At 54.7% G+C, this 21,720-nt stretch carries 22 protein-coding genes; 4 read left to right on the forward strand and 18 right to left on the reverse strand.

Features of this window, described 5'->3' with window-relative positions:
* Nucleotides 1-9 precede the first annotated feature (9 nt).
* Nucleotides 10-786 carry a trans-aconitate 2-methyltransferase gene (gene tam, locus PO881_RS14920; protein ID WP_192411990.1) on the reverse strand — a complete coding sequence of 259 codons (777 nt, stop codon included), beginning with the start codon at nucleotides 784-786 and terminating at the stop codon, nucleotides 10-12.
* Between the two features lie 166 nt (nucleotides 787-952).
* On the opposite strand from tam, the gene PO881_RS14925 reads away from it, so the two are divergent.
* Nucleotides 953-1,840 carry a dihydrodipicolinate synthase family protein gene (locus PO881_RS14925; RefSeq protein ID WP_110868322.1) on the forward strand — a complete coding sequence of 296 codons (888 nt, stop codon included), beginning with the start codon at nucleotides 953-955 and terminating at the stop codon, nucleotides 1,838-1,840.
* Nucleotides 1,841-1,872: 32 nt separating this feature from the next.
* On the opposite strand, the gene PO881_RS14930 is transcribed toward PO881_RS14925, so the two are convergent.
* Both PO881_RS14930 and mltB read right to left on the reverse strand, forming a co-directional pair.
* Entirely contained in the window at nucleotides 1,873-2,208 is a 336-nt protein-coding gene (locus tag PO881_RS14930) for a zinc ribbon domain-containing protein YjdM (protein ID WP_192236517.1), read from the reverse strand.
* A gap of 85 nt (nucleotides 2,209-2,293) precedes the next feature.
* Entirely contained in the window at nucleotides 2,294-3,376 is a 1,083-nt protein-coding gene (mltB, locus tag PO881_RS14935) for a lytic murein transglycosylase B (RefSeq protein WP_101762612.1), read from the reverse strand.
* A gap of 366 nt (nucleotides 3,377-3,742) precedes the next feature.
* On the opposite strand from mltB, the gene mutS reads away from it, so the two are divergent.
* A complete protein-coding gene (gene mutS, locus PO881_RS14940; protein ID WP_280172005.1) occupies nucleotides 3,743-6,286 on the forward strand; it encodes a DNA mismatch repair protein MutS in 2,544 nt (847 codons plus the stop codon).
* 108 nt (nucleotides 6,287-6,394) lie between these two features.
* Here the strand turns inward: mutS and PO881_RS14945 are convergent, their stop codons facing one another.
* The 15 genes from PO881_RS14945 to cysG form a co-directional block, all read right to left on the reverse strand.
* Nucleotides 6,395-7,141: a GolD/DthD family dehydrogenase gene (locus PO881_RS14945; protein WP_101762610.1), complete on the reverse strand. Its 747-nt coding sequence runs from the start codon at nucleotides 7,139-7,141 to the stop codon at nucleotides 6,395-6,397.
* 26 nt (nucleotides 7,142-7,167) lie between these two features.
* Nucleotides 7,168-8,388, reverse strand: a complete 1,221-nt coding sequence (locus PO881_RS14950; protein WP_280172006.1) for an MFS transporter — start codon at nucleotides 8,386-8,388, stop codon at nucleotides 7,168-7,170.
* A 458-nt stretch (nucleotides 8,389-8,846) separates the two neighbouring features.
* Nucleotides 8,847-9,845 carry an RNA polymerase sigma factor RpoS gene (gene rpoS, locus PO881_RS14955; protein WP_007893257.1) on the reverse strand — a complete coding sequence of 333 codons (999 nt, stop codon included), beginning with the start codon at nucleotides 9,843-9,845 and terminating at the stop codon, nucleotides 8,847-8,849.
* Between the two features lie 48 nt (nucleotides 9,846-9,893).
* Complete coding sequence (gene nlpD / locus PO881_RS14960) at nucleotides 9,894-11,009, reverse strand: murein hydrolase activator NlpD (RefSeq protein ID WP_192411993.1); 1,116 nt, start codon at nucleotides 11,007-11,009, stop codon at nucleotides 9,894-9,896.
* Nucleotides 11,010-11,181: 172 nt separating this feature from the next.
* The gene (locus tag PO881_RS14965; protein ID WP_008104533.1) at nucleotides 11,182-11,808 is read right to left on the reverse strand and encodes a protein-L-isoaspartate(D-aspartate) O-methyltransferase; all 627 of its coding nucleotides are present in this window, start codon (nucleotides 11,806-11,808) and stop codon (nucleotides 11,182-11,184) included.
* Nucleotides 11,802-12,563, reverse strand: a complete 762-nt coding sequence (surE, locus tag PO881_RS14970) for a 5'/3'-nucleotidase SurE (RefSeq protein WP_154155446.1) — start codon at nucleotides 12,561-12,563, stop codon at nucleotides 11,802-11,804. Before surE ends, PO881_RS14965 begins: the two co-directional genes overlap by 7 nt.
* Nucleotides 12,544-13,587 carry a tRNA pseudouridine(13) synthase TruD gene (truD, locus tag PO881_RS14975; protein WP_110868316.1) on the reverse strand — a complete coding sequence of 348 codons (1,044 nt, stop codon included), beginning with the start codon at nucleotides 13,585-13,587 and terminating at the stop codon, nucleotides 12,544-12,546. The genes surE and truD overlap by 20 nt, the downstream gene beginning before the upstream one ends.
* Complete coding sequence (ispF, locus tag PO881_RS14980; protein WP_061719965.1) at nucleotides 13,584-14,066, reverse strand: 2-C-methyl-D-erythritol 2,4-cyclodiphosphate synthase; 483 nt, start codon at nucleotides 14,064-14,066, stop codon at nucleotides 13,584-13,586. Before ispF ends, truD begins: the two co-directional genes overlap by 4 nt.
* Nucleotides 14,066-14,782 carry a 2-C-methyl-D-erythritol 4-phosphate cytidylyltransferase gene (gene ispD, locus PO881_RS14985; RefSeq protein ID WP_192411996.1) on the reverse strand — a complete coding sequence of 239 codons (717 nt, stop codon included), beginning with the start codon at nucleotides 14,780-14,782 and terminating at the stop codon, nucleotides 14,066-14,068. Before ispD ends, ispF begins: the two co-directional genes overlap by 1 nt.
* Nucleotides 14,783-14,785: 3 nt before the next feature.
* Complete coding sequence (gene ftsB / locus PO881_RS14990) at nucleotides 14,786-15,103, reverse strand: cell division protein FtsB (protein ID WP_101762604.1); 318 nt, start codon at nucleotides 15,101-15,103, stop codon at nucleotides 14,786-14,788.
* Nucleotides 15,104-15,274: 171 nt separating this feature from the next.
* Nucleotides 15,275-15,595 carry a DUF3561 family protein gene (locus PO881_RS14995; protein ID WP_101762603.1) on the reverse strand — a complete coding sequence of 107 codons (321 nt, stop codon included), beginning with the start codon at nucleotides 15,593-15,595 and terminating at the stop codon, nucleotides 15,275-15,277.
* A 55-nt stretch (nucleotides 15,596-15,650) separates the two neighbouring features.
* Entirely contained in the window at nucleotides 15,651-16,256 is a 606-nt protein-coding gene (gene cysC / locus PO881_RS15000; RefSeq protein WP_008104549.1) for an adenylyl-sulfate kinase, read from the reverse strand.
* Nucleotides 16,256-17,683, reverse strand: coding sequence for a sulfate adenylyltransferase subunit CysN (gene cysN, locus PO881_RS15005; RefSeq protein WP_280172007.1), 1,428 nt, complete (start codon nucleotides 17,681-17,683; stop codon nucleotides 16,256-16,258). The genes cysC and cysN overlap by 1 nt, the downstream gene beginning before the upstream one ends.
* Before the next feature lie 10 nt (nucleotides 17,684-17,693).
* Nucleotides 17,694-18,602 carry a sulfate adenylyltransferase subunit CysD gene (cysD, locus tag PO881_RS15010; protein ID WP_007893231.1) on the reverse strand — a complete coding sequence of 303 codons (909 nt, stop codon included), beginning with the start codon at nucleotides 18,600-18,602 and terminating at the stop codon, nucleotides 17,694-17,696.
* A gap of 9 nt (nucleotides 18,603-18,611) precedes the next feature.
* A complete protein-coding gene (gene cysG / locus PO881_RS15015) occupies nucleotides 18,612-20,027 on the reverse strand; it encodes a siroheme synthase CysG (protein ID WP_280172008.1) in 1,416 nt (471 codons plus the stop codon).
* 248 nt (nucleotides 20,028-20,275) lie between these two features.
* On the opposite strand from cysG, the gene PO881_RS15020 reads away from it, so the two are divergent.
* Both PO881_RS15020 and PO881_RS15025 read left to right on the forward strand, forming a co-directional pair.
* On the forward strand, nucleotides 20,276-21,298 hold the full coding sequence (locus tag PO881_RS15020; protein ID WP_192411998.1) for an aminopeptidase: 1,023 nt from the start codon (nucleotides 20,276-20,278) through the stop codon (nucleotides 21,296-21,298).
* A gap of 9 nt (nucleotides 21,299-21,307) precedes the next feature.
* Nucleotides 21,308-21,592 (forward strand): YciI family protein, encoded by a 285-nt coding sequence (locus PO881_RS15025; RefSeq protein WP_280172009.1) that lies wholly within the window; start codon nucleotides 21,308-21,310, stop codon nucleotides 21,590-21,592.
* Nucleotides 21,593-21,720 lie beyond the last annotated feature (128 nt).

A 21,720-nucleotide genomic window follows, 5' to 3' on the forward strand; every position in this document is an offset into this window, starting at 1 on the left:
CCAGATACCTCAACCTGTTTTCACTGCAACCATAAACAGACGCGGGAAGGCTAACAAAACCTGGCCGTTACTGCGTGCGGGGTAAGCCGGAATGAGGGCCTGATGATAATCATGAAGAAATGCTGCCTGCTGCGTTTCATCCAGCCCCGCGAGGAAAGGACGCAGCCCGGTGGCACGCAACCAGGTAATGATGCCCTGCGCATCTGCCATCGGGTGATAATAAGTAGTGCGCCAGACATCAACCTGACAACCCGCATCGGTCAGCAGATCGTAATAGCGATCGGTGGTTAGCAGACGTTTGCGATCCGCCGCTTGTGGCGAAATCAGCGCCTGCCATTTTTCATTCGCCGCCACTTCACGCATCAGACGGTGCGATGGTTCTTCAAGATTATCCGGCATCTGAATCGCTAGCGCGCCACCGATGGCCAATTGATCAACCAGATGCGGCAGCAAGGTGTGATGCTCGGTCAGCCACTGCAGCGAGGCGTTGGCATAGACAACCTGCTGCGGCTGTTCAGCCTGCCAGCGACGAATATCGGCCTGCAGGAAATGGCAGTTGGGGAGACGTTCGCGCGCCTGTTCTAACATTGCCGCAGAACTGTCAATGCCGGTTATCTGCGCCTCCGGCCAGGCTTGTGCCAGTAGCTCGGTGCTGTTGCCGGGTCCGCAACCAAGATCGGTGGCAAAGCGCACATCATCGAGCGGAATGCGCTCCAATAGCTCGCGCGCCGGGCGGGTTCGCTCTGATTCAAATTGGCGATACAGCTGTGGATTCCAGTCTTGCATGGCAATGCTCCTGTCTTGGCTGAGGGGTTAAACACTACCTGCTTTTCATGCGTTTATAGAAAGAGAAAAGTGCGATATCTCACCTTTTTGCCCTCGTTAGCTGGTTAGCCTGTGCAGATAGCATTAAGTTAAAACGACGTTTCATTTTCCAACCAAGGAGCTTGATATGTCTGCACAACCCGCATTGCCCGGCGTATGGTGTCCGTCAGTAACGCCCTTTGATAGCAACAATAATCTCGATATTGATGCGCTTGGCCGCCATTTTTCTCGCCTGAGCCAATCAGGCATTGATACCTTGCTGCTGATGGGCAGTATTGGCGAATTTGCCTCGCTCTCGCAGCAGGAGCGCCTGTTACTGATCCGCGAGGCGCGTCAACTCTCGCCCCTGACCATGGTGGCAAATGTCTCCAGCACCTGTATTGCGGACATGCTGCAACTGGCAGATGCGGCCTGGCAGAACGGATTTGATGCTGTAATGGTGCTGCCTCCTTACTATTACGGGCAGACACATAAACAGCTGCTGCGCTATTTCAAAGCGCTGGATACACAGCTGGGCGGCAAGTGGTTCGCCTACAATTTCCCCGCACGCACCGGCTGTGATTTAACGCCTGCGTTGGTCGCAGAACTGGCGGCAGAGCTGCCCAACTTTATTGGCATCAAAGACACCATGGATTGCTTGTCGCACAACCGCGCAATGATTGAAGAAACGAAGCAGGTGCGCAGTGATTTCACCGTGCTTTCCGGCTATGACGAATATCTGTTGCCCAATCTACTGGCTGGCGGTTCAGGTGTGATTTCCGGCTTGAACAATATTGTACCGGAGCTATTTGCCCGTGCGATGCAGGCCTGGCGGGCGGGCGATGTAGCGCAGCTCAGTGAGATTCAGCAACGTATTGGTAAACTGATGGCGATTTACACTATCGGCGATGATTTTGTTACCACCATAAAAACGGCTGTTGCACGTCGATTTGATTCAATGCGCAGCGACTCGCGCAATTATGGTGGCGAGCTAACAGCGGAACAGTGCGAGGAAGTGGATCGTTTACTGAGTTGAAACAAACAGGACGGCGCAAAGCCGTCCCATAATTAATTCTTTTTGACGAACTCAGATTTGAGTTTCATCTGGCCAAAACCATCAATTTTGCAATCAATGTTGTGATCGCCTTCGACCAGGCGAATGCTTTTGACTTTGGTACCAATTTTCAACGTCGAAGAGCTGCCTTTAACCTTAAGATCTTTAACGACAGTGACGCTGTCGCCATCGGCTAACAGGTTGCCGTTGGCATCGCGTACCACCAAACCGTCCGATGCATCATCGGCGTTTGCCGTCCAGATATGGCCGCAAGATGGGCAATTCAGATTCTCGCCATCTTGCCAGGTGTAATCGGCGTGGCAGACAGGACAGGCAGGTAAGGTACTCATAAGCGCTCCTCAGAAGTCGGATGCGGTGAAGATGGCACCGCAAATGGGGCGCCATCTTATACCCTCACACTTTATATGGACAGCATTAAAACAGGCTGCCCTGACGTGCTTTAGCCACGGCTTCACCCAACTGCCACACCGCCATTGCATAGTGGGTGCTGTGGTTATAGCGCGTAATGGCATAGAAGTTGGGCAGACCATACCAATATTGATAGCTGGTGCCGAGATCCAAACGCAGCAAACTGACCTGAGTATTGCCGTCCAGCGATCCCTGCGGCGTTAACCCACTCGCGGCTAAGGTGCTGACCGGGTACTTGGTTTTAAAGCCATTCTCCAATGCCGGAGCCTGCCCGCTGGCCGGCACCGCAACGTTCTCGCCCGCACGCCAGCCATGTTCTTTGAAGTAGTTGGCAACGCTACCAATCGCATCAACCGGATCCCAAAGGTTGATATGACCATCGCCATTAAAATCGACTGCGTATTGCTTATAAGAGGATGGCATGAACTGTCCATAACCCATCGCACCGGCAAAGGAGCCGCGCAGATCCAGCGGATCGTCTTGCTCTGTTCGCGCCATCAGCAGGAAGGTCTCCAACTCACCGCTGAAGTAAGCTGCACGACGCGGATAGCTAAATGACAAGGTTGCCAGCGCATCCAGCAAGCGCGTTTTGCCCATTACCCTGCCCCAGCGCGTCTCAACGCCGATAATGCCAACAATGATTTCCGGCGGCACGCCGTAAACCTGCTGCGCACGCTGTAGCGCATCCTGATACTGATTCCAGAATGCCACGCCGTTCTGCACGTTATCCGGCGTAATAAACTTGTTGCGATAGCGAATCCACGCGCCATTCGGTCCGGTTGGCGGCGTATAGCTCGGGGCTTGCTGGTCCATCAGACGCAGCACGTAATCCAGACGCTTCGCCTGGCCGATAACCGCATGCAATTGCTCACGGTTAAAACCGTGTTTTGCCACCATTTGATCAATGAACTGTTCAGCGGCGGGGTTACCCGCAAAATCGCCAAACATCGGTTGAACCGCGTGCGAAGGTTCCAGCAAAAAACCGCCTTTCGGTGCAGGCACAACGGCGGGCTGCTGATGGGATGCAGGCTTACTGCTGCAGGCAGCAAGCAGAGTAATAAGCGGAAGAAGAGCAACCTTAAAACGCATTGGATATCCATAAGCCAGGTGAAACCGGAAGCACTCATGGTAATCGTTCATCGGGGTGACATACAGAGCAATATCTTAAAATTTAGCCGTTTCCCGCCCGTTTCAGCCGGTTGCAACGCGAATTTGCGAAACCGCTCCACACTTTACCTTTTTCATTAAATTTTGCTTTTTACCGTTTGCGGCAATTTGTTATGGTCGGCAGCCATAAAGCCCTGCTGGCGGATGAAGGTTACGCGGCAAAAATGGTAATATCCCGCTTTCGTTATCCGCCCAAGTGATAACGACACTTCCGGGCTGCATTGACCCAGCCTCAGGTAATTAAAAGAATGAATGTTGAGTGAGAATGAGATGAAAGGAGCAGAGCAAATGGACTTTAGTGGCCATACGCCGATGATGCAGCAATACCTGCGCCTGAAGGCCGATCATCCTGACATCCTGCTGTTTTATCGCATGGGCGATTTTTACGAGCTGTTTTACGATGACGCGAAACGCGCCTCGCAACTGCTGGAAATCTCTCTGACTAAACGCGGCGCCTCTGCTGGGGAACCGATTCCGATGGCGGGCGTGCCTTACCATGCGGTTGAAGGCTATCTGGCGAAACTGATCCAGCTCGGCGAATCGGTGGCGATCTGTGAGCAGATTGGCGACCCAGCCTTGAGCAAAGGCCCGGTTGAGCGAAAAGTGGTGCGCATCGTTACACCCGGCACCATCAGCGATGAAGCGTTGCTGCAAGAGCGCCAGGATAACCTGCTCGCCGCCATCTTCCAGAGCCAGCGCGGTTTTGGTTATGCAACGCTGGACATCAGTTCTGGCCGCTTCCGCCTGAGTGAACCCGGCGATCTGGAGACGATGGCAGCAGAACTGCAGCGCACCAATCCGGCTGAACTGCTCTATCCCGAAGATTTCCAGGCAATGACGTTGATCGATCAACGCCGTGGCCTGCGTCGCCGCCCGCTGTGGGAATATGAAATCGATACGGCGCGCCAGCAGCTCAATCTGCAATTTGGCACCCGCGACTTAAGTGGTTTTGGCGTTGAGCAGGCGCATCTGGCGCTACGCGCTGCAGGATGTCTGCTGCAATATGTTAAAGACACGCAACGCACGTCGTTACCGCATATTCGCTCGCTGAGCATGGAGCGTCAGCAGGATAGCGTGATCATGGATGCTGCTACGCGCCGCAACCTGGAGATAACGCAAAACCTGGCCGGCGGCATCGAGAACACGCTGGCGGCGATACTGGATAAAACCGTCACGCCGATGGGCAGCCGTATGCTGAAACGCTGGCTGCATATGCCGCTGCGCGATGTCACTACCATTGCCCGGCGTCAGGAGTCTATCGCAGAACTGCAATCACTTAGTCAGGAGCTGCAGCCGGTGCTGCGCCAGGTGGGCGATCTGGAGCGTATTCTGGCGCGACTGGCACTGCGCACCGCGCGCCCACGCGATTTGGCACGTATGCGCCATGCCTTCCAGCAGTTGCCCGAGTTAAACCAACAACTCGAGGGCGTTGAGGCCACGCAGTTAATTAATCTGCGCTCTCAGATGGGCGAATTTACCGAACTGCGTGAGTTGCTGGAACAGGCGATCATTGAATCGCCGCCAGTGCTGGTGCGCGACGGTGGCGTGATCGCTCCGGGATACAACGCTGAACTCGACGAGTGGCGTGCGCTAGCCGATGGTGCCACCGATTATCTTGATCGTCTGGAAATCCGAGAACGCGAGAAACTCGGGCTGGATACGCTGAAAGTCGGCTTTAACGCGATTCACGGCTACTACATTCAGGTCAGCCGTGGTCAAAGCCATCTGGTGCCGATTCATTACGTTCGCCGCCAGACGCTGAAGAATGCTGAACGCTATATCATTCCTGAACTAAAAGAGTATGAAGATAAGGTCCTGACGTCGAAGGGCAAAGCGCTGGCGCTGGAGAAAGGTCTCTACGATGAGCTGTTTGATCGCTTGCTACCGCATCTTGAAGCCCTGCAAATCAGTGCGGCTGCACTCTCTGAGCTGGACGTGCTAGCGAACCTGGCCGAACGTGCATGGACGCTGAATTATTGCCGCCCGGTGCTGCAAGAAAAAGCCGGCATCCGTATTACTGCAGGCCGCCATCCGGTGGTCGAGCAGGTATTGAAAGAGCCGTTTATCGCGAATCCGCTGTCACTCTCACCGCAGCGTCGCATGCTGATCATTACCGGCCCCAATATGGGCGGTAAAAGTACCTACATGCGCCAGACAGCGTTGATCGCGCTGATGGCGTGGATAGGCAGCTATGTGCCAGCAGAAGAGACCGTCATCGGCCCTATCGATCGCATCTTCACGCGCGTCGGGGCTGCTGATGATCTGGCTTCCGGACGCTCAACCTTTATGGTGGAGATGACGGAAACCGCCAACATTCTGCATAACGCTACCGAAAACAGTCTGGTACTGATGGATGAAATCGGGCGCGGCACCTCAACTTATGATGGTTTGTCGCTGGCATGGGCCTGCGCTGAAAGTTTGGCGAATCGCATTAAGGCCATGACGCTGTTTGCCACCCACTATTTCGAGCTGACCACGCTGCCGGAAAAAATGGAAGGTGTCGTGAATGTGCATCTGGATGCGGTCGAACACGGAGACACCATCGCCTTTATGCACAGCGTGCAGGATGGTGCAGCAAGCAAAAGTTATGGTCTCGCGGTGGCGGCGCTGGCGGGCGTGCCGAAGGAAGTGATTAAGCGCGCGCGTAACAAGCTGAAGGAGCTGGAAGCGTTATCTGGCAGCTCCGCCGCATCCACAGTGGAAGGTTCGCAAATGCAGTTGCTGGTGGCAGAAACCTCACCGGCGGTTGATGCGCTTGAGGCACTGGACCCAGACAGCTTAACGCCGAAGCAAGCGCTGGAATGGATCTATCGCTTGAAAACGCTGGTGTAGTTATTCGCCCGCCCAGAAGCAACGTTCTGTGCGGGCCATTTTTTCTTTCTTACAATTCCCTGGTGTTAAGCAATTTCAGCGGGCTCATACTAATCAACTCGCCCGGCTTTAAATCACACTATATCCCCCATCGATCACTAAATTCTCGCCATTGACCATTGCCGCTTCATTGCTGCTGAGATACAGCACCGTACTCGCGACTTCGTCTGGTGTGGCAAAACGTCGTGATGGGATTTTTGATTTCATCTGCTCCGCTCTCTCCCCATGCCAGTAACGCTTACCTAATTCCGTCTCAACCACCGTTGGTGAAATGGCATTAGCGGTAATACCAAACGGTCCCAACTCCGCTGCCAACACTCGCGTGAAAGACACCATGCCTGATTTGCTGGTGCAATATGCCGCGTGCTCATTGAGTGCAATGACGCTGGCCTGTGAGGCGATGTTAATCAGGCGACCAAAACCGTGTTCTTTCATATAACGGGCACAATGCTGAGCGAGGAAGAATGGCGCGGTCATGTTAATCAACATCGTGGTATTCCAGCTGGCGAGTTGCACTTCGCCCACGGATTCCAGCATGCCAATACCGGCGTTATTGACCAGGATGTCAATGCGGCCAAAATCATGGTGAATCTGCTCAACCAGTTCGCCAAGCGCTTCGACATTAGCCAGATCGAAAACGTAACCTCGCGCAGGGTTGTCCATCTTGCTGGCAACCGTTTTTACCTCTTCTGCGCGATCGATCATCGCCACTTGGGCACCCGCAGCACTTAAACAGCGGGCAATGGCGTAACCAATTCCCGATGCGGCGCCGGTGACGATGGCGACCTTATTTTGCAGTGAAAATGGTGTTGTCATGTTGTGGTCCTTTTCATTGAGGGTATTTATTCGGATTCGCTGGCCGTGGTCTTGAAAGGAGCGTTACGCTCTATTTTTGGTTGGGGATCACGAATAAAGAATGTCATGACGCCGCCAGCAAAATAGAGAACGGAGAAAGTAATAATCACGTGCTTGATTTCAAATGACAGGCCGAACATTAGTGCGGCAACCGCCGGACCAATTAGATTACCGAAACCACCCCCCAGATTTTGCACCGAAACCGCAGCGCCTTTATGCTGCGGCGCCAGCATCGGGAAAATTGCCCCCATTGGCACAAAGGAGGTGAGCGTTAAGGCTAATAACAGCGCGCAGACAATGGCTAACGCCAGATTACCTGGGAAAAATGAGGGTAAAAAATAGAAAGCGGCAGTGGTAATCGTGCATCCGAAGAAACCAAACCAGCGCATCTGAAAAATCCAGCCAATACGATCGCCAATAATGCCCCAAAGCACATTGGTTATTGGTTGAACCAGGAAAAATACGCCCCAGATAGTCGCCCACTCTTTAGTAGAAAATCCTAATTCACGGGTGAAATAGATCGGCATAAATACCGGCAGGCCAAATAATGCCACATTACATAAGATGCGTGTTATCAGCGCAAAGAACATACTGCGGTCTTCGAAGATCAAGGTTATTCCACGCGATATTTCGCGTAATTTTTCTTTGTGACTGACGCCGTCACTATTTAGATTATGTTCATTCTTATTTTTTACCATGAGCAATATAATTACACCGCCCACCGCAGCAAACAGCAGTGAAAGCCAAAGCGTATTGATGAACCCAATTTCAGGCACCAGAAGGCCGGAGAGGAAGGAAGCTGTAATGCCATAACCAATGGTAAACATCGACCATATCCAGCCGGTTGCGGAGGCAAGTCGATGCTCAGGCGTGCGCTGCACCACTAATACATAGAATCCATAAAAAAACAGCGGATAAGCGAAGCCGCGCAACGTATAACTCACCAACATCAAGGTAAAGTTATTTTCACTTACGCCAAAATAAACAAATACGGCATGTAACACCATCCACCAAATAGCGCCGGTGAGCATAATTTTCTTCGGACCATAAATTTCACTGACGGCACCGGAAAGCCAACTTGAAACTGCTGCCGTTAACGCATAAACGGTGAAAACTAATGAAACTTGTTTTTCTCCATAGCCGAGATCGTAGAGATATCGGGAGAGATGAGCCAGTTCGATGCCATCGCCGGTCATGAAGATGGCCATCGCAATATATCCCCATAGCAGAGATATTGGCATCCCAAAAACCACTCTGGAGTATTGTGACTTTGTACTGCTGCTTTGCACACGCATTGTTCTTCTCACTCCCTTTTAGTTATTCATTGCTTGAATATCCTGGTGATACAGCGAGCAAGAAAATGGCATAGCACCGTGTTAAAAACTTTTATCAGAGTGACACGGAGAAAGGAAATAAGGCAAAATTGCAAAGAAAGTCGTGCGCAGCATTACAATTCTCTAAATGAGAGCAAGATAAATTGAGCATTTATTAGATGTTTAATTAACATCTAATAGATTTAGTTTACGTTTATCTATTTAGGTGAGGATTTAAGTGATAGCGTTAAAAGATTTTACTTCGATGAATTAACAAAGTGCTGTCTGTTTATTTTAACCAATAAAAAAGCGGTGGTTTTCACCACCGCTTCTTGTATTAACCACGTATTCTGTTATTCACGAAACAGTGCTTCGATGTTCAAACCTTGCGTCTGCAGAATCTCACGCAGACGACGTAGTCCTTCCACCTGAATCTGACGTACGCGTTCACGGGTCAACCCGATTTCACGACCGACATCTTCAAGCGTTGCCGCTTCGTAGCCTAACAGGCCGAAACGACGCGCCAGCACTTCACGCTGCTTGGCATTCAGTTCAAACAACCACTTAACGATGCTCTGTTTCATATCATCGTCTTGCGTGGTGTCTTCCGGACCGTTGTCTTTCTCATCGGCCAGGATATCCAGCAGCGCTTTTTCGGAATCGCCACCCAAAGGTGTATCGACCGAGGTAATGCGCTCATTGAGACGCAGCATACGGCTCACGTCATCAACAGGCTTGTCTAGCTGCTCGGCAATCTCTTCAGCACTTGGCTCATGATCAAGCTTGTGCGAAAGTTCACGCGCGGTACGCAGGTAAACATTTAACTCTTTAACGATGTGGATTGGCAGACGGATGGTACGGGTTTGATTCATAATCGCCCGTTCAATTGTCTGACGAATCCACCACGTGGCGTAAGTTGAGAAACGGAACCCACGTTCTGGGTCAAACTTCTCTACGGCGCGAATCAAGCCGAGATTACCCTCTTCAATCAGATCCAGCAGCGCCAGACCACGATTGCTATAACGACGGGCAATCTTTACTACCAAACGTAAGTTACTTTCAATCATGCGGCGGCGAGATGGAATGTCACCCCGCAGTGCACGGCGCGCAAAGAAGACTTCTTCTTCTGCCGTCAGCAGCGGTGAATAACCAATCTCTCCGAGGTAAAGCTGCGTCGCATCCAAAACGCGTTGCGTCGCACCCTGTGACAACAGCTCTTCTTCCGCTACGTCGTTGTTATCACCAGGTTCGTTCTCAACGAGAGCCTTCTCATCAAAAACCTCAGCTCCGTTGTTTTCCTCGAATTCCGCATCTTCATGTAAATCGTTAACTTTCAGCGTATTCTGGTTCATTAGCGGCTCCTACCCGTGATCCAAGGGCAGAACTAAGGTTCTGCCGGATTATCGCTGCGGTAAATAACGCAACGGGTTTACGGATTTCCCCTTGTAACGAATTTCAAAGTGCAATCGTACTGAACTGGTACCGGTGCTACCCATGGTAGCGATTTTTTGCCCCGCCTTAACTTCCTGTTGTTCCCGGACCAGCATAGAGTCGTTATGGGCGTAGGCGCTCAGGTAGTCATCATTGTGTTTGATGATGATTAAATTACCGTACCCACGGAGCGCGTTGCCTGCGTACACCACTCTTCCCGAAGCTGTGGCGACAACAGGTTGTCCACGCGAACCGGCGATATCGACCCCTTTGTTTCCGCCTTCCGCAGCGGAGAAGTTATCGATGATCTTCCCATCAGTCGGCCAACGCCAGCTTCCCACTGGAGTTGTGCTATTAGTCGTGCTGCTGACTGTAGGTGGTGCGACAACCGGAGCTGTGGTCGTTGCCACATTATTTGCTCCTTTCGACGGCAGCAATTTGCTACCCGACGAATTACCCGAATCATCAGAATACGTAATAACAGGTTGCTGTGCAACAGGGGTGGATTTAATTTGCGTCTGGCTCGGTGTAACTGGCACGCCGCCCTGCGTTGCATCGGCGGCAGTAATCGCGTTTCCACCGGTAATGGTCTGGCCGTTACCATTACCAACCTGCAGCGTTTGCCCGGCGTTCAAGCCATACGGGGCTGCAATATTGTTACGCTGTGCCAGATCGCGGAAATCGTTGCCGGTAATCCAGGCAATGTAGAACAGGGTATCGCCACGTTTTACGGTATAAGTTTCACCACCGTAGCTACCTTTAGGAATATTCCCATAATTGCGATTGTACACAATGCGACCATTTTCCGTGGCCACATTGTTATTGTCACTTACCATTCCACCTGACGGTTGTGTCGATGGTGTGCCGCCGCTTAACATTCCGCCACGTGGCATCGCGGGCACAGCGCTGTTTTGCGAAGAGATCATGCCGCCGCTTGGGGCTGAAGCCATACTGCTATCGCCGCTATTACCACCAATCTGGCTAATGGGTGCCTGTGTATTATCGCCAGAACTACAGCCCGCCAGCCAAAAACCTACCAATGAAAGTGCCGCCAAACGGCGTAATTGAAATGCTGTGCTTCCCATGCTCACTGATCCCCCGTGATGGCAACCCTGAATATAAATGTGTAACGGCGTTAACCGCATTATCCACTGCGCGTAACGTTAAAAACGGTTTTTAGCATTGATAAACAAGGATAGTAACAATATCAACTGTGCCGTGCCATGTAACAGTTGTGAAGAATTGCGTAATGCTGTCCTAGGCCAGATCGCCCTGAACCAACGGCACAAAGCGCACGGGTTCGATGATTTCTTCAATCAATTCATCGCCCTGACGACGCAAACGCTTCAATACCTGCTGATCCTCGCCAACCGGCAGCACCATTTTGCCGCCGTCACCTAATTGCGCTATCAGCAAAGTCGGAATTTCAGGCGGTGCGGCGGTCACGATAATGGCATCAAACGGACCACGCGTCGCCCAGCCCTGCCAGCCATCGCCATGCCGGGTAGAGATATTGTGCAGATCGAGTTGCTTGAGGCGACGCTTAGCCTGCCACTGCAAGCCCTTGATGCGTTCGACGGAATAAACATGATTAACCAGATGCGCCAGAATCGCGGTCTGATAGCCAGAACCGGTGCCGATTTCCAGCACGCGCGATTCCGGCGTGAGCTCTAACAAGGCGGTCATGCGCGCCACCATGTAAGGCTGAGAAATGGTCTGGCCGTTGCCAATCGGCAGCGCAACGTTTTCCCACGCTTTATGTTCAAACGCCTCATCGATAAAACGCTCACGAGGCACATCGGCAATGGCTTTCAGCAGGTGTTCATCATGAATGCCCTGCGCGCGCAGCTGCTCCAATAGCGTTTCGATGCGGCGATTCACCATGCGAGTTTTACCTCTGCCTGGATTAGCCAGTCACTCAATACTTCTTGTGCCGCATGCGCGGTCAAATCCACATGCAGCGCGGTCAACGAAACGTAGCCCGCATCCACCGCAGCGAAATCGGTATCCGGGCCTGCATCCAGCTTTTGCCCCGGCGGGCCAATCCAGTAAAGCGGCTGGCCGCGCGGGTCTTCGGTGCAGATAACCTGATCGGCGGGATGGCGGCTGCCGCAGCGGGTCACGCGGAAACCTTTGATCTCCGCTAACGGCAAATCAGGCACGTTGATATTGAGAATACGGCCGGTACGCAGCGGAGCGCGCGACAGCGCACGTAACAGCGTACAGGTGATGGATGCGGCGGTGTCGTAATGCTGATGTCCATTGAGTGAAACAGCGAGCGCAGGCAAGCCAAGATGGCGCCCTTCCATTGCCGCAGCGACGGTACCGGAGTAAATCACATCGTCGCCAAGATTTGGACCGGCGTTGATGCCGGAAACCACGATGTCGGGCCGCGGCTGCATCAGCTTGTTCACGCCGAGGAACACGCAGTCGGTCGGCGTGCCCATCTGCACCGCGATATCGCCGTTTTCATGTGTAAAGGTACGCAGCGGCGTCTCCAGCGTGAGCGAGTTTGATGCGCCGCTACGATTGCGATCGGGCGCGACAACCTGCACCTCGGCAAACTCACGTAAAGCACGCGCCAGCGTCTGAATACCCGGCGCATGGATTCCATCATCGTTACTCAGCAATATCCGCATCGTTACCTTCTTGTTGGAGAAGCTCACGCACCACGCTGGTGGCAAAACTGCCGGCAGGCAGCCAGAACTGCATCTCCAGCGTCACATCGTCCCACCATTCCCAGCGCAGATCCTTTGGCACCACCAGCATTGCACGACGCGCGGCATCAACCCGCTCGCGCTCAAGCAGTGTAATCAATTCTTCTGCGCCTGCCAGGCTCTGCTGCTCAAAAAGCAGCGCGTCGCCTTGCGGACCCGCATCACCGCGACCCGGCAGCGGCGCAGTGATGCGCAGTTGATGATTATCGATGCGCTGCTGCACGTCAGGCAACTCTTCCGCCTGCGCCACGAACCAGCTGCCGCGACCGGCCAGCTGTACCGCATCGCCCACCTGCACCACATCCAGTGCGCCATCACGCTGCAAACGCGCGCTGGTCACCTGATTAAACAGATGGCTGCGGGTCGCTGACAACAGCAAACCTTTCATATTGCGATCGCGCGGACGGAATGTCTCTTTCGCCCACTGTTTCGCCTGCGTCAGGTTGTTGCCGCCACGACCAAAGCGCTGCTCACCAAAGTAGTTCGGCACGCCGCGCTGTTGAATCTGCTGTAAACGTGCGTCGACTTCACGGCGATCGGAGATCTGACGCACCACTAAGCGGAACGCATTGCCCGCCAGCGCGCCGGTACGCAGTTTGCGTTTGTGGCGAATCACCTGCAGGATTTCAACGCCTTCCAGCTGGAATCCGGCCAGATTCGGCATGCCATTGCCCGGTACGCGGAAACAGAGCGTTTGCTCGGTGACTGCATGACGATCTTTCATGCCGGCATAGCTAAGGTCGCGCACCGGCACGCCGAGAAATTTGGCGATGGCTTCAGCGACAAAGCGCGTATTGCAGCCAATTTTACGGATGCGCACCAACAGCTGTTCACCTTCGCCATCATAGGGATAGCCAAGATCTTCAATCACCACGAAATCTTCGGGATTGGCTTTGATGACGCCGGTGGCAGTCGGCACGCCGTGCAGGTAATGCAGTTCACTCATGCCTGATCGGCCTTTATCAGCAGCGCAACCGCTTCACAGGCAATGCCTTCGCCACGCCCGGTAAAGCCCAGTTTTTCGGTGGTGGTGGCTTTGACGTTGACGTCATCCATATGGCAACCGAGATCTTCGGCGATATTGACGCGCATCTGCGGCACATGCGGCAACATTTTCGGTGCCTGCGCAATGATGGTCACATCGACGTTACCGATGCGATAGCCTTTCAGCTGAATCCGACGCCAGGCTTCGCGCAGCAAACCGCGGCTGTCAGCGCCTTTAAACGCCGGATCGGTATCCGGGAACAACTTGCCAATATCGCCCATCGCCACCGCGCCGAGCAAGGCATCCGTCAACGCATGCAGCGCCACATCACCATCAGAATGGGCAATAAAACCGTGTTCGAAGGGAATACGCACCCCGCCAATCACTAACGGACCTTCGCCGCCAAAAGCGTGAACGTCAAAACCGTGACCGATACGCATCATGCGCTCTCCTGTAACTGAATCTGGGTAAGATAGAAGGCCGCCAGCGCCAGATCTTCTGGCCGCGTCACCTTAATATTGTCGCTGCGTCCACTCACCAATTCCGGGTGATAACCGCAATACTCCAGCGCCGACGCTTCATCGGTAATGGTAGCGCCTTCATGGAGTGCGCGCGTCAGGCAAGCGGTGAGCAGTTGATGCGGGAAAAATTGCGGCGTTAACGCGTGCCATAAATCCTCGCGTTCAACGGTGTGAGCGATGGCGGTTTTGCCCGGTTCGGCGCGCTTCATGGTGTCGCGCACCGGCGCCGCCAGAATTCCGCCAACCTTGCTGTACTCACGTACCGCCAGCAGACGTGCTAAATCGTCCGGATGCAGGCAAGGACGCGCAGCGTCATGCACTAGCACCCATTCGCTGTGTTGAATGGCGTTTAAGCCCGCCAGCACTGATTCGGCGCGCGTGTCGCCACCGGTCACGCGGAGAATACGGGAATCCTGCGCCAGCGGCAGTGAATCGAACCAGCCATCATCATTGCTGACCGGCACAATCACCTGTTTTACCGCAGGATGTGCCAGCAGACGTGCGACGCTGTGTTCAAGAAGGGTGAATTGACCAATGGTCAGATACTGTTTTGGGCAGGCAGCCTGCATTCGGCTGCCCACACCTGCGGCGGGCACCACGGCAATCACATCCGCAAGGATCGGGCGCTTGTTCATGGCTTATCGTTGTTGATTTTGCGCAGCTTGTTGCGCGTTACGTTTGTTCTGGTCTGGCACCAGACGATAGAAAGTCTCACCGGGCTTAATCATGCCCAGTTCATTACGTGCGCGTTCTTCGATCGCTTCAGAGCCGCCATTGAGATCGTCAATTTCGGCAAATAGCTGATCGTTACGCGCTTTAAGCTTGGCGTTATTCGCCTGTTGTGTCGCGACGTCTTCGTTGACGCGCGTATAGTCATGAATACCGTTCTTACCCAGCCACAGGGAATATTGAAGCCATCCCAGCAGCACGAGTAGCAGTAACGTCAGTTTTCCCATCCCCGCCCCCTGAAAAACGGCCCAATCATCCCATAACTTGACGCTGGACTCCACTACGGCGGCGAAAATGCCGCGCACGGGCGTTTAGCCGTGCAAATAATGCCAGAGTGGGAGGCGAGACGGCAGGTAAAGTTTTGTAACCTGCCGATGCGTTTGCACATCAGCTGGGCGTTACCAACCGGAGAGAAATGAGAACAGCAGCCAGAACAAGCACACCACCACAATCGCCGTGGCGATCCCGCTCCAGAATAAATGAGTGCGGATCATCAGGCTGAGCACGATACCAATCAGTACCGAAACCGGCAGCAGCGCGAGGAAGAATGGCCAGGTGTAGAGGAAGAAGAACAGCGTGTTGGAGCCGTAAAGCATGAACGGAATCGCCAGTGCGCACCAGTACGAGAGAAAGCCAAACACGCCGCCCGGCAGTGATGAGCGAGACTCGTCCGGGGTGCGTTCATCTTTACGGGCTAGCATGGGCGTTACGTTCTGCATAGAGATCCTGTTGACGCTAAGCGCGGCAAACCCAAAGGGATTTGCCGCTGTCGGTTCAGGATCTGATGATATCGCGGTGACGCAGCAGGTCTAACAATTGGCCGGCGAGTTTTGTAACCAATTGTTCGCCATCAAGGTGGATTTCCGGGGCGTCTGGCGCCTCGTAAACGCTATCGATACCGGTGAAATTGCGCAGCTCACCGGCACGGGCTTTTTTGTATAAACCTTTGGGATCGCGCGCTTCGCACACGGCCAACGGCGTATCGACAAACACTTCGATGAACTGCCCTTCAGCCAGCAGATCGCGCACCATATTGCGTTCCGCGCGATGCGGCGAGATAAATGCGGTCAGCACTACTAAACCGGCATCGACCATCAGTTTCGCCACTTCGCCGACACGACGAATGTTCTCTTTACGATCGTCATCGCTGAAGCCGAGGTCACGGCACAAACCGTGACGCACGTTGTCGCCATCCAGCAGATAGGTGTTCACACCGGCCCGATGCAGCGCCTGCTCCAGAGCGCCGGCCACGGTGGATTTCCCCGAGCCGGAAAGCCCGGTGAACCACAGCACCACGCCTTGATGGCCGTGCTGCTGTTCGCGCTCCTCGCGCGTTACCGGATGATCGTGCCACACCACGTTTTCATCGTGTTGCGCCATTACTTGCCACCCAGCAGATCGCGCGCGTTCCAGTGTGGGAAGTGACGACGCACCAGCGCGTTCAGCTCCAGCTCGAAATCGCTGAACTGACCTGATTGCGTACGCACATCGGTCAGCGGCTGATTAATCATGCCCGCGCCCACCGTCACGTTGCTCAGACGATCGATAAAGATCATGCCGCCAGTCACCGGATTCTGGCGATACGCGTCCAGCACCATCGGTTCGTCAAAGGTCAGTTCGACCAGGCCGATCCCGTTAAGCGGCAGGCTTTCCACGGTGCGCTTCTCCAGCGAGTTGATCTCCACCTGATGGATCACTTTCTCGACGCGCGCGCGGGTTTTCTTACCGGCGATCTTCACTTCGTAACTTTGGCCCGGCTGCAGCGGTTGTTCCGCCATCCACACTACGTCAATGGTGGCGGATTGCACCGCTTGCAGCTCGGCTTCCGCATCCACCAGCAGATCGCCACGACTGATGTCGATCTCATCTTTCAGCACCAGCGTAATCGCTTCACCGGCACCCGCTTCAGGCAGGTCGCCATCGAAGGTGACGATGCGCGAGATGGTCGATTCCACGCCCGATGGCAGCACTTTCACGCGCTGACCGACGTTGACCACACCCGACGCCAGCGTACCGGCATAACCACGGAAATCGAGGTTAGGACGGTTCACATACTGCACCGGGAAACGCATTGGCTGATGATCCACCACGCGGTTCAATTCAACGGTTTCTAATACGTCGAGCAGCGTTGGGCCGCTGTACCAAGGCATAGTGACGCTGGGCGTTGCCACGTTATCGCCTTCCAGCGCCGACATTGGCACAAAGCGAATATCAAGGTCTTCCGGCAGCTGCGCGGCGAAATCGAGGTAATCCTGTTTGATCTGCTCGAAGGTCTCTTGCTTGTACTCCACCAGATCCATCTTATTGATGGCGACCACCAGATGCTTAATGCCCAGCAGCGTGGAGATAAAGCTGTGACGACGCGTCTGATCCAGCACGCCTTTACGCGCATCGATCAGCAGGATCGCCAAATCGCAGGTCGATGCACCGGTCGCCATGTTGCGGGTGTACTGCTCGTGTCCTGGCGTGTCGGCAATAATAAATTTGCGCTTCTCCGTGGAGAAATAGCGATACGCCACATCAATGGTGATGCCCTGCTCGCGCTCGGCCTGCAAGCCATCAACCAGTAACGCGAGATCCAGCTTCTCACCCTGCGTCCCGTGACGTTTGCTGTCGTTGTGCAGCGAGGAGAGCTGGTCTTCATAAATTTGACGCGTGTCGTGCAGCAGGCGACCAATCAGCGTACTTTTGCCGTCGTCGACGCTACCGCAGGTCAGGAAACGCAGCAGGCTTTTATGTTGTTGCGCGGTCAGCCAGGCTTCTACGCCGCCCTGATCGGCAATCTGTTGTGCAATAACGGTATTCATCTGCGTCTCCTTAGAAATAACCCTGACGTTTCTTCATTTCCATCGAACCGGCCTGGTCGCGGTCAATCACGCGTCCCTGGCGTTCACTGGTGGTGGAGACCAGCATCTCTTCAATAATTTCCGGCAGCGTCTGCGCCTCTGATTCAACTGCGCCGGTCAGCGGCCAGCAGCCGAGCGTGCGGAAACGCACCATGCGCTGTTTGATCACTTCACCTGGCTGCAGATCGATACGGTCGTCATCGATCATCATCAGCATGCCATCACGCTCCAGCACCGGACGCGGCGCGGCGAGGTAGAGCGGCACGATCTCGATATTCTCGAGGAAGATGTACTGCCAGATATCCAACTCGGTCCAGTTGGAGAGCGGGAACACGCGGATGCTTTCGCCTTTGTTAATCTGGCCGTTGTAGTTGTGCCACAGCTCAGGACGCTGGTTTTTCGGGTCCCAGCGGTGGAAGCGATCGCGGAAGGAGTAGATACGCTCTTTCGCGCGCGACTTCTCTTCATCACGACGTGCGCCGCCAAATGCCGCATCAAAACCGTATTTGTTCAGCGCCTGCTTCAGGCCTTCGGTTTTCATGATGTCGGTGTGCTTGGCGCTGCCGTGCACGAATGGGTTGATGCCCATCGCCACGCCTTCCGGGTTGCGATGCACCAGCAGCTCAGCGCCCATCGCTTTCACGGTGCGATCGCGGAACTCGTACATTTCACGGAATTTCCAGCCGGTATCAACATGCAGCAGCGGAAACGGCAGCGTGCCCGGATAGAAGGCTTTACGCGCCAGATGCAGCATTACCGAGGAGTCTTTACCGATGGAGTACATCATCACCGGATTGCTGAACTCGGCCGCCACCTCGCGGATGATATGGATACTCTCTGCCTCCAGCTGGCGCAGATGAGTAAGTCGATTTTGGTCCATAATTTTTCCTCAAGCCAAATTGACAACGGCGGACTCGCGAGCCCCCTGCTGTGCCGAATGTTGGAACCAGGCCAATTGCCCGTGCAAATTTACGACTTCGCCAATCACTAACAGTGCTGGCGTGGGCGCGGCCGCAGCCAGCGCCTCCAGTTGATCCAATGTGCCGGTCAGCACCTGCTGATCCTGACGCGTGCCGCGCCCAATCACCGCCACCGGCGTGGAGGCGGCGCGGCCATGTTCGATAAGCCCGGCAGCGATTTCCGCCGCTTTCACCGTGCCCATATAAATCGCTAAGGTTTGACGTGCGCGCGCCAGCGACGGCCAATCAATGCCGTCGCCATCCGCGCGACAGTGACCGGTAATAAACAGCACGCTCTGCGCGTGGTCGCGATGGGTCAGTGGAATACCGGCATAGGCGGTTGCGCCTGCTGCAGCGGTGATGCCCGGCACCACCTGGAACGGAATGCCCGCGGCCTGCGCCGCCTGCAGCTCTTCGCCACCGCGGCCAAAAATAAACGGATCGCCGCCTTTCAGGCGCACTACGCGTTTACCCTGTTGCGCCAGCGTCACCAGCATCTGATTGGTCTCTTCCTGCGGCACCGAATGCGCACCAGCGCGTTTACCGACGCAGATGCGGTCGGCATCGCGCCGCACCAGCTCAAGCACTTCGTCGCTGACCAGATGGTCATACAGCACCACATCGGCCAGCTGCATCACCTGCAAGCCACGCAGCGTCAGCAAACCGCTGTCGCCTGGACCGGCGCCTACCAGCGTAATTTCGCCCTGATTGTCGCTATCGTTTTCCAGTTCGTGATCCAGCGTGCGCCGCGCTTCATGGACGTTACCCGCCGCCATCTGGCTGGCGAACAGACCGTTAAAGGCGCGCTCCCAGAAGCGACGGCGGTCAGACATGCGGTGATAGCGCTGCTTCACCTTGTCGCGCCACTGCCCAGCCACTTCCGCCATCTGTCCGAGATTGGCCGGCAGTAACGCTTCAATTTTTTCACGCAGCAGACGCGCCAACACCGGCGCGGTGCCACTGGAGGAGATCGCCACCACCAGCGGTGAACGATCGACAATCGACGGGAAGATAAAGCTGCACTTCGGCTGATCGTCCACCACGTTCACCAGCTTGTGGCGCGCATTGGCGGCATCGAACACATGCGCGTTAAGCGCGTTGTCATCGGTAGCGGCAATCACGAGGAACACGCCATCCAGCTGCGCCGGATCAAAGCGTTCAGCGATCCATTCAATCGCCTCAATTTCCAGCAGCGCCTGCAGCTCATGACCGAGTTCGCGCGCGGCGACCAGCACGCGCGCACCGGCACGCCGCAGCAGTTCAATTTTGCGCGCCGCGATGTCGCCACCGCCGACAACCAGCACCGGACGGCTTTTGAGATCGGCAAAGAGAGGCAGATAATCCACGTTAACCTTGCTAGTTTTACAATAAGTTAACGCGACTATACGTCCCGCCCTTCCAGCAGATGAAATTACGAATTGGAATGAGTAGTTACCGAATGGAATAACGACCCAGGATTGCTGATAACATTTTGTGCTTAACAAATGATATTGCTGGTGTTTCGGAGCAAATCAAATTGTGCAAGTGTCGTCACAGTTTCATACTAAGTCGGAATTTTTTTAGCATGACCGGATGTCAGAAAAGGACGCTAACTATGTTTGCCACTCTCCGCCGCACTGTGCTGGCTGCACTGCTCGCGGGCGGTTTGCCTTTCTTTGTTCAGGCTGCGAGCAACAGCGCGCCAGGGCATTTTGCCGAACAGCAGCTTCGCCATATCGCCACCTATTTCCCCGGCCGCATGAGCGGCAGTCCCGCCGAGTTGCTGACTGCCGATTATCTGCAGCAGCAGTTCAGTCAGCTGGGATATCAGAGTAATACCCGCCAGTTTAAAACCAGCTATAGCTGGCTGGAGAAAAAGGGCGAGAGCCGCACCCACAAAGTTACGGCCACGTCGGTGATTGCCGCGCGGGCCGGTGAAGTGCCGCAGGAGATCCTGATCGTTACGCATCTGGATACCTGGACGCCGCTCAGCCGCCACGAAGCCGATAACAATCTCGGCGGCCTGCGTTTGCAGGGCGTGGATGACAATGCCTCCGGGCTTGGCGTGATGCTGGAGCTGGCGCAGGCGCTAAGCAAAACGCCGCTGCACTACGGCGTGCGCTTTGTGGCGCTGAGCGCCGGTGAAGCGGGTTTGCACGGCATGGATGATTATCTGGCGCGTATGAGCGCGCAGGAGAAGAAGAACACGCTGCTGGTGATCGATCTGAATAGCCTGATTGTCGGTGATCATCTTTACTTTAACAGCGGCATCAATACGCCAGCGGCGGTACGCAAACAGACCAGCGCGCGTGCCGTGCAGTTGGCGCACCGTTACGGTATCTCCGCCGCCAGCCACGCGATGACCGCACGCGATTATCCTGGCGTCAATCCGTTCGACAAAGCCGGCATGCCACTGATGGATGTCACCGCCGCCAACTGGACGCTGGGCAACAAAGATGGGCAGCAGCAGCGCGCGCGTTCCAGCCACTTCCCGGAAGGCAATGTGCGCCATCAAACCGAGCGCGATAATCTCAACTACCTCGACCACTGGCTGCCTGGCCGCATCACCCAGCGCACGCGTGACAGCGTGAAGATTCTGCTGCCGCTGCTGACCGAGCTTGCTAATCCGACAACCTGAGGATTCCCTATGTACGTGGTATATCTAAACTATTTTCGTCCGGTAGAAGAAGTGGAAGCGTTACTGGAACCGCACATTAGCTGGCTGGATCGCTATTTCGCTAACGGCGTGTTTATCGCGGCGGGACGCAAAGATCCACGCACCGGCGGCGTGCTGTTGGTGAAGGATATTGATCGTGCGCGATTAGATACCATCCTGGCGGAAGATCCGTTTGTGGCGGTGGCGCATTATGAAGTGACGAAAGTGAATGTGACGCGTGCGGCGGAAGAGTTTGTGGGGTTGCAGGGGGTCTGATTGTGCTGACAATCCTCTACTCGATTGTGCTGGCTGTCCCCCATCCCGGCCTTCCCCCGCTAGCGGGGGAAGGAGACGCTGCCACATGCAGCTTCTCAGAACTCACATATGGCAGCATCTTCCTCCCC

The organism is Pantoea sp. SS70 (assembly GCF_029866845.1).
Classification (GTDB): domain Bacteria; phylum Pseudomonadota; class Gammaproteobacteria; order Enterobacterales; family Enterobacteriaceae; genus Pantoea; species Pantoea leporis.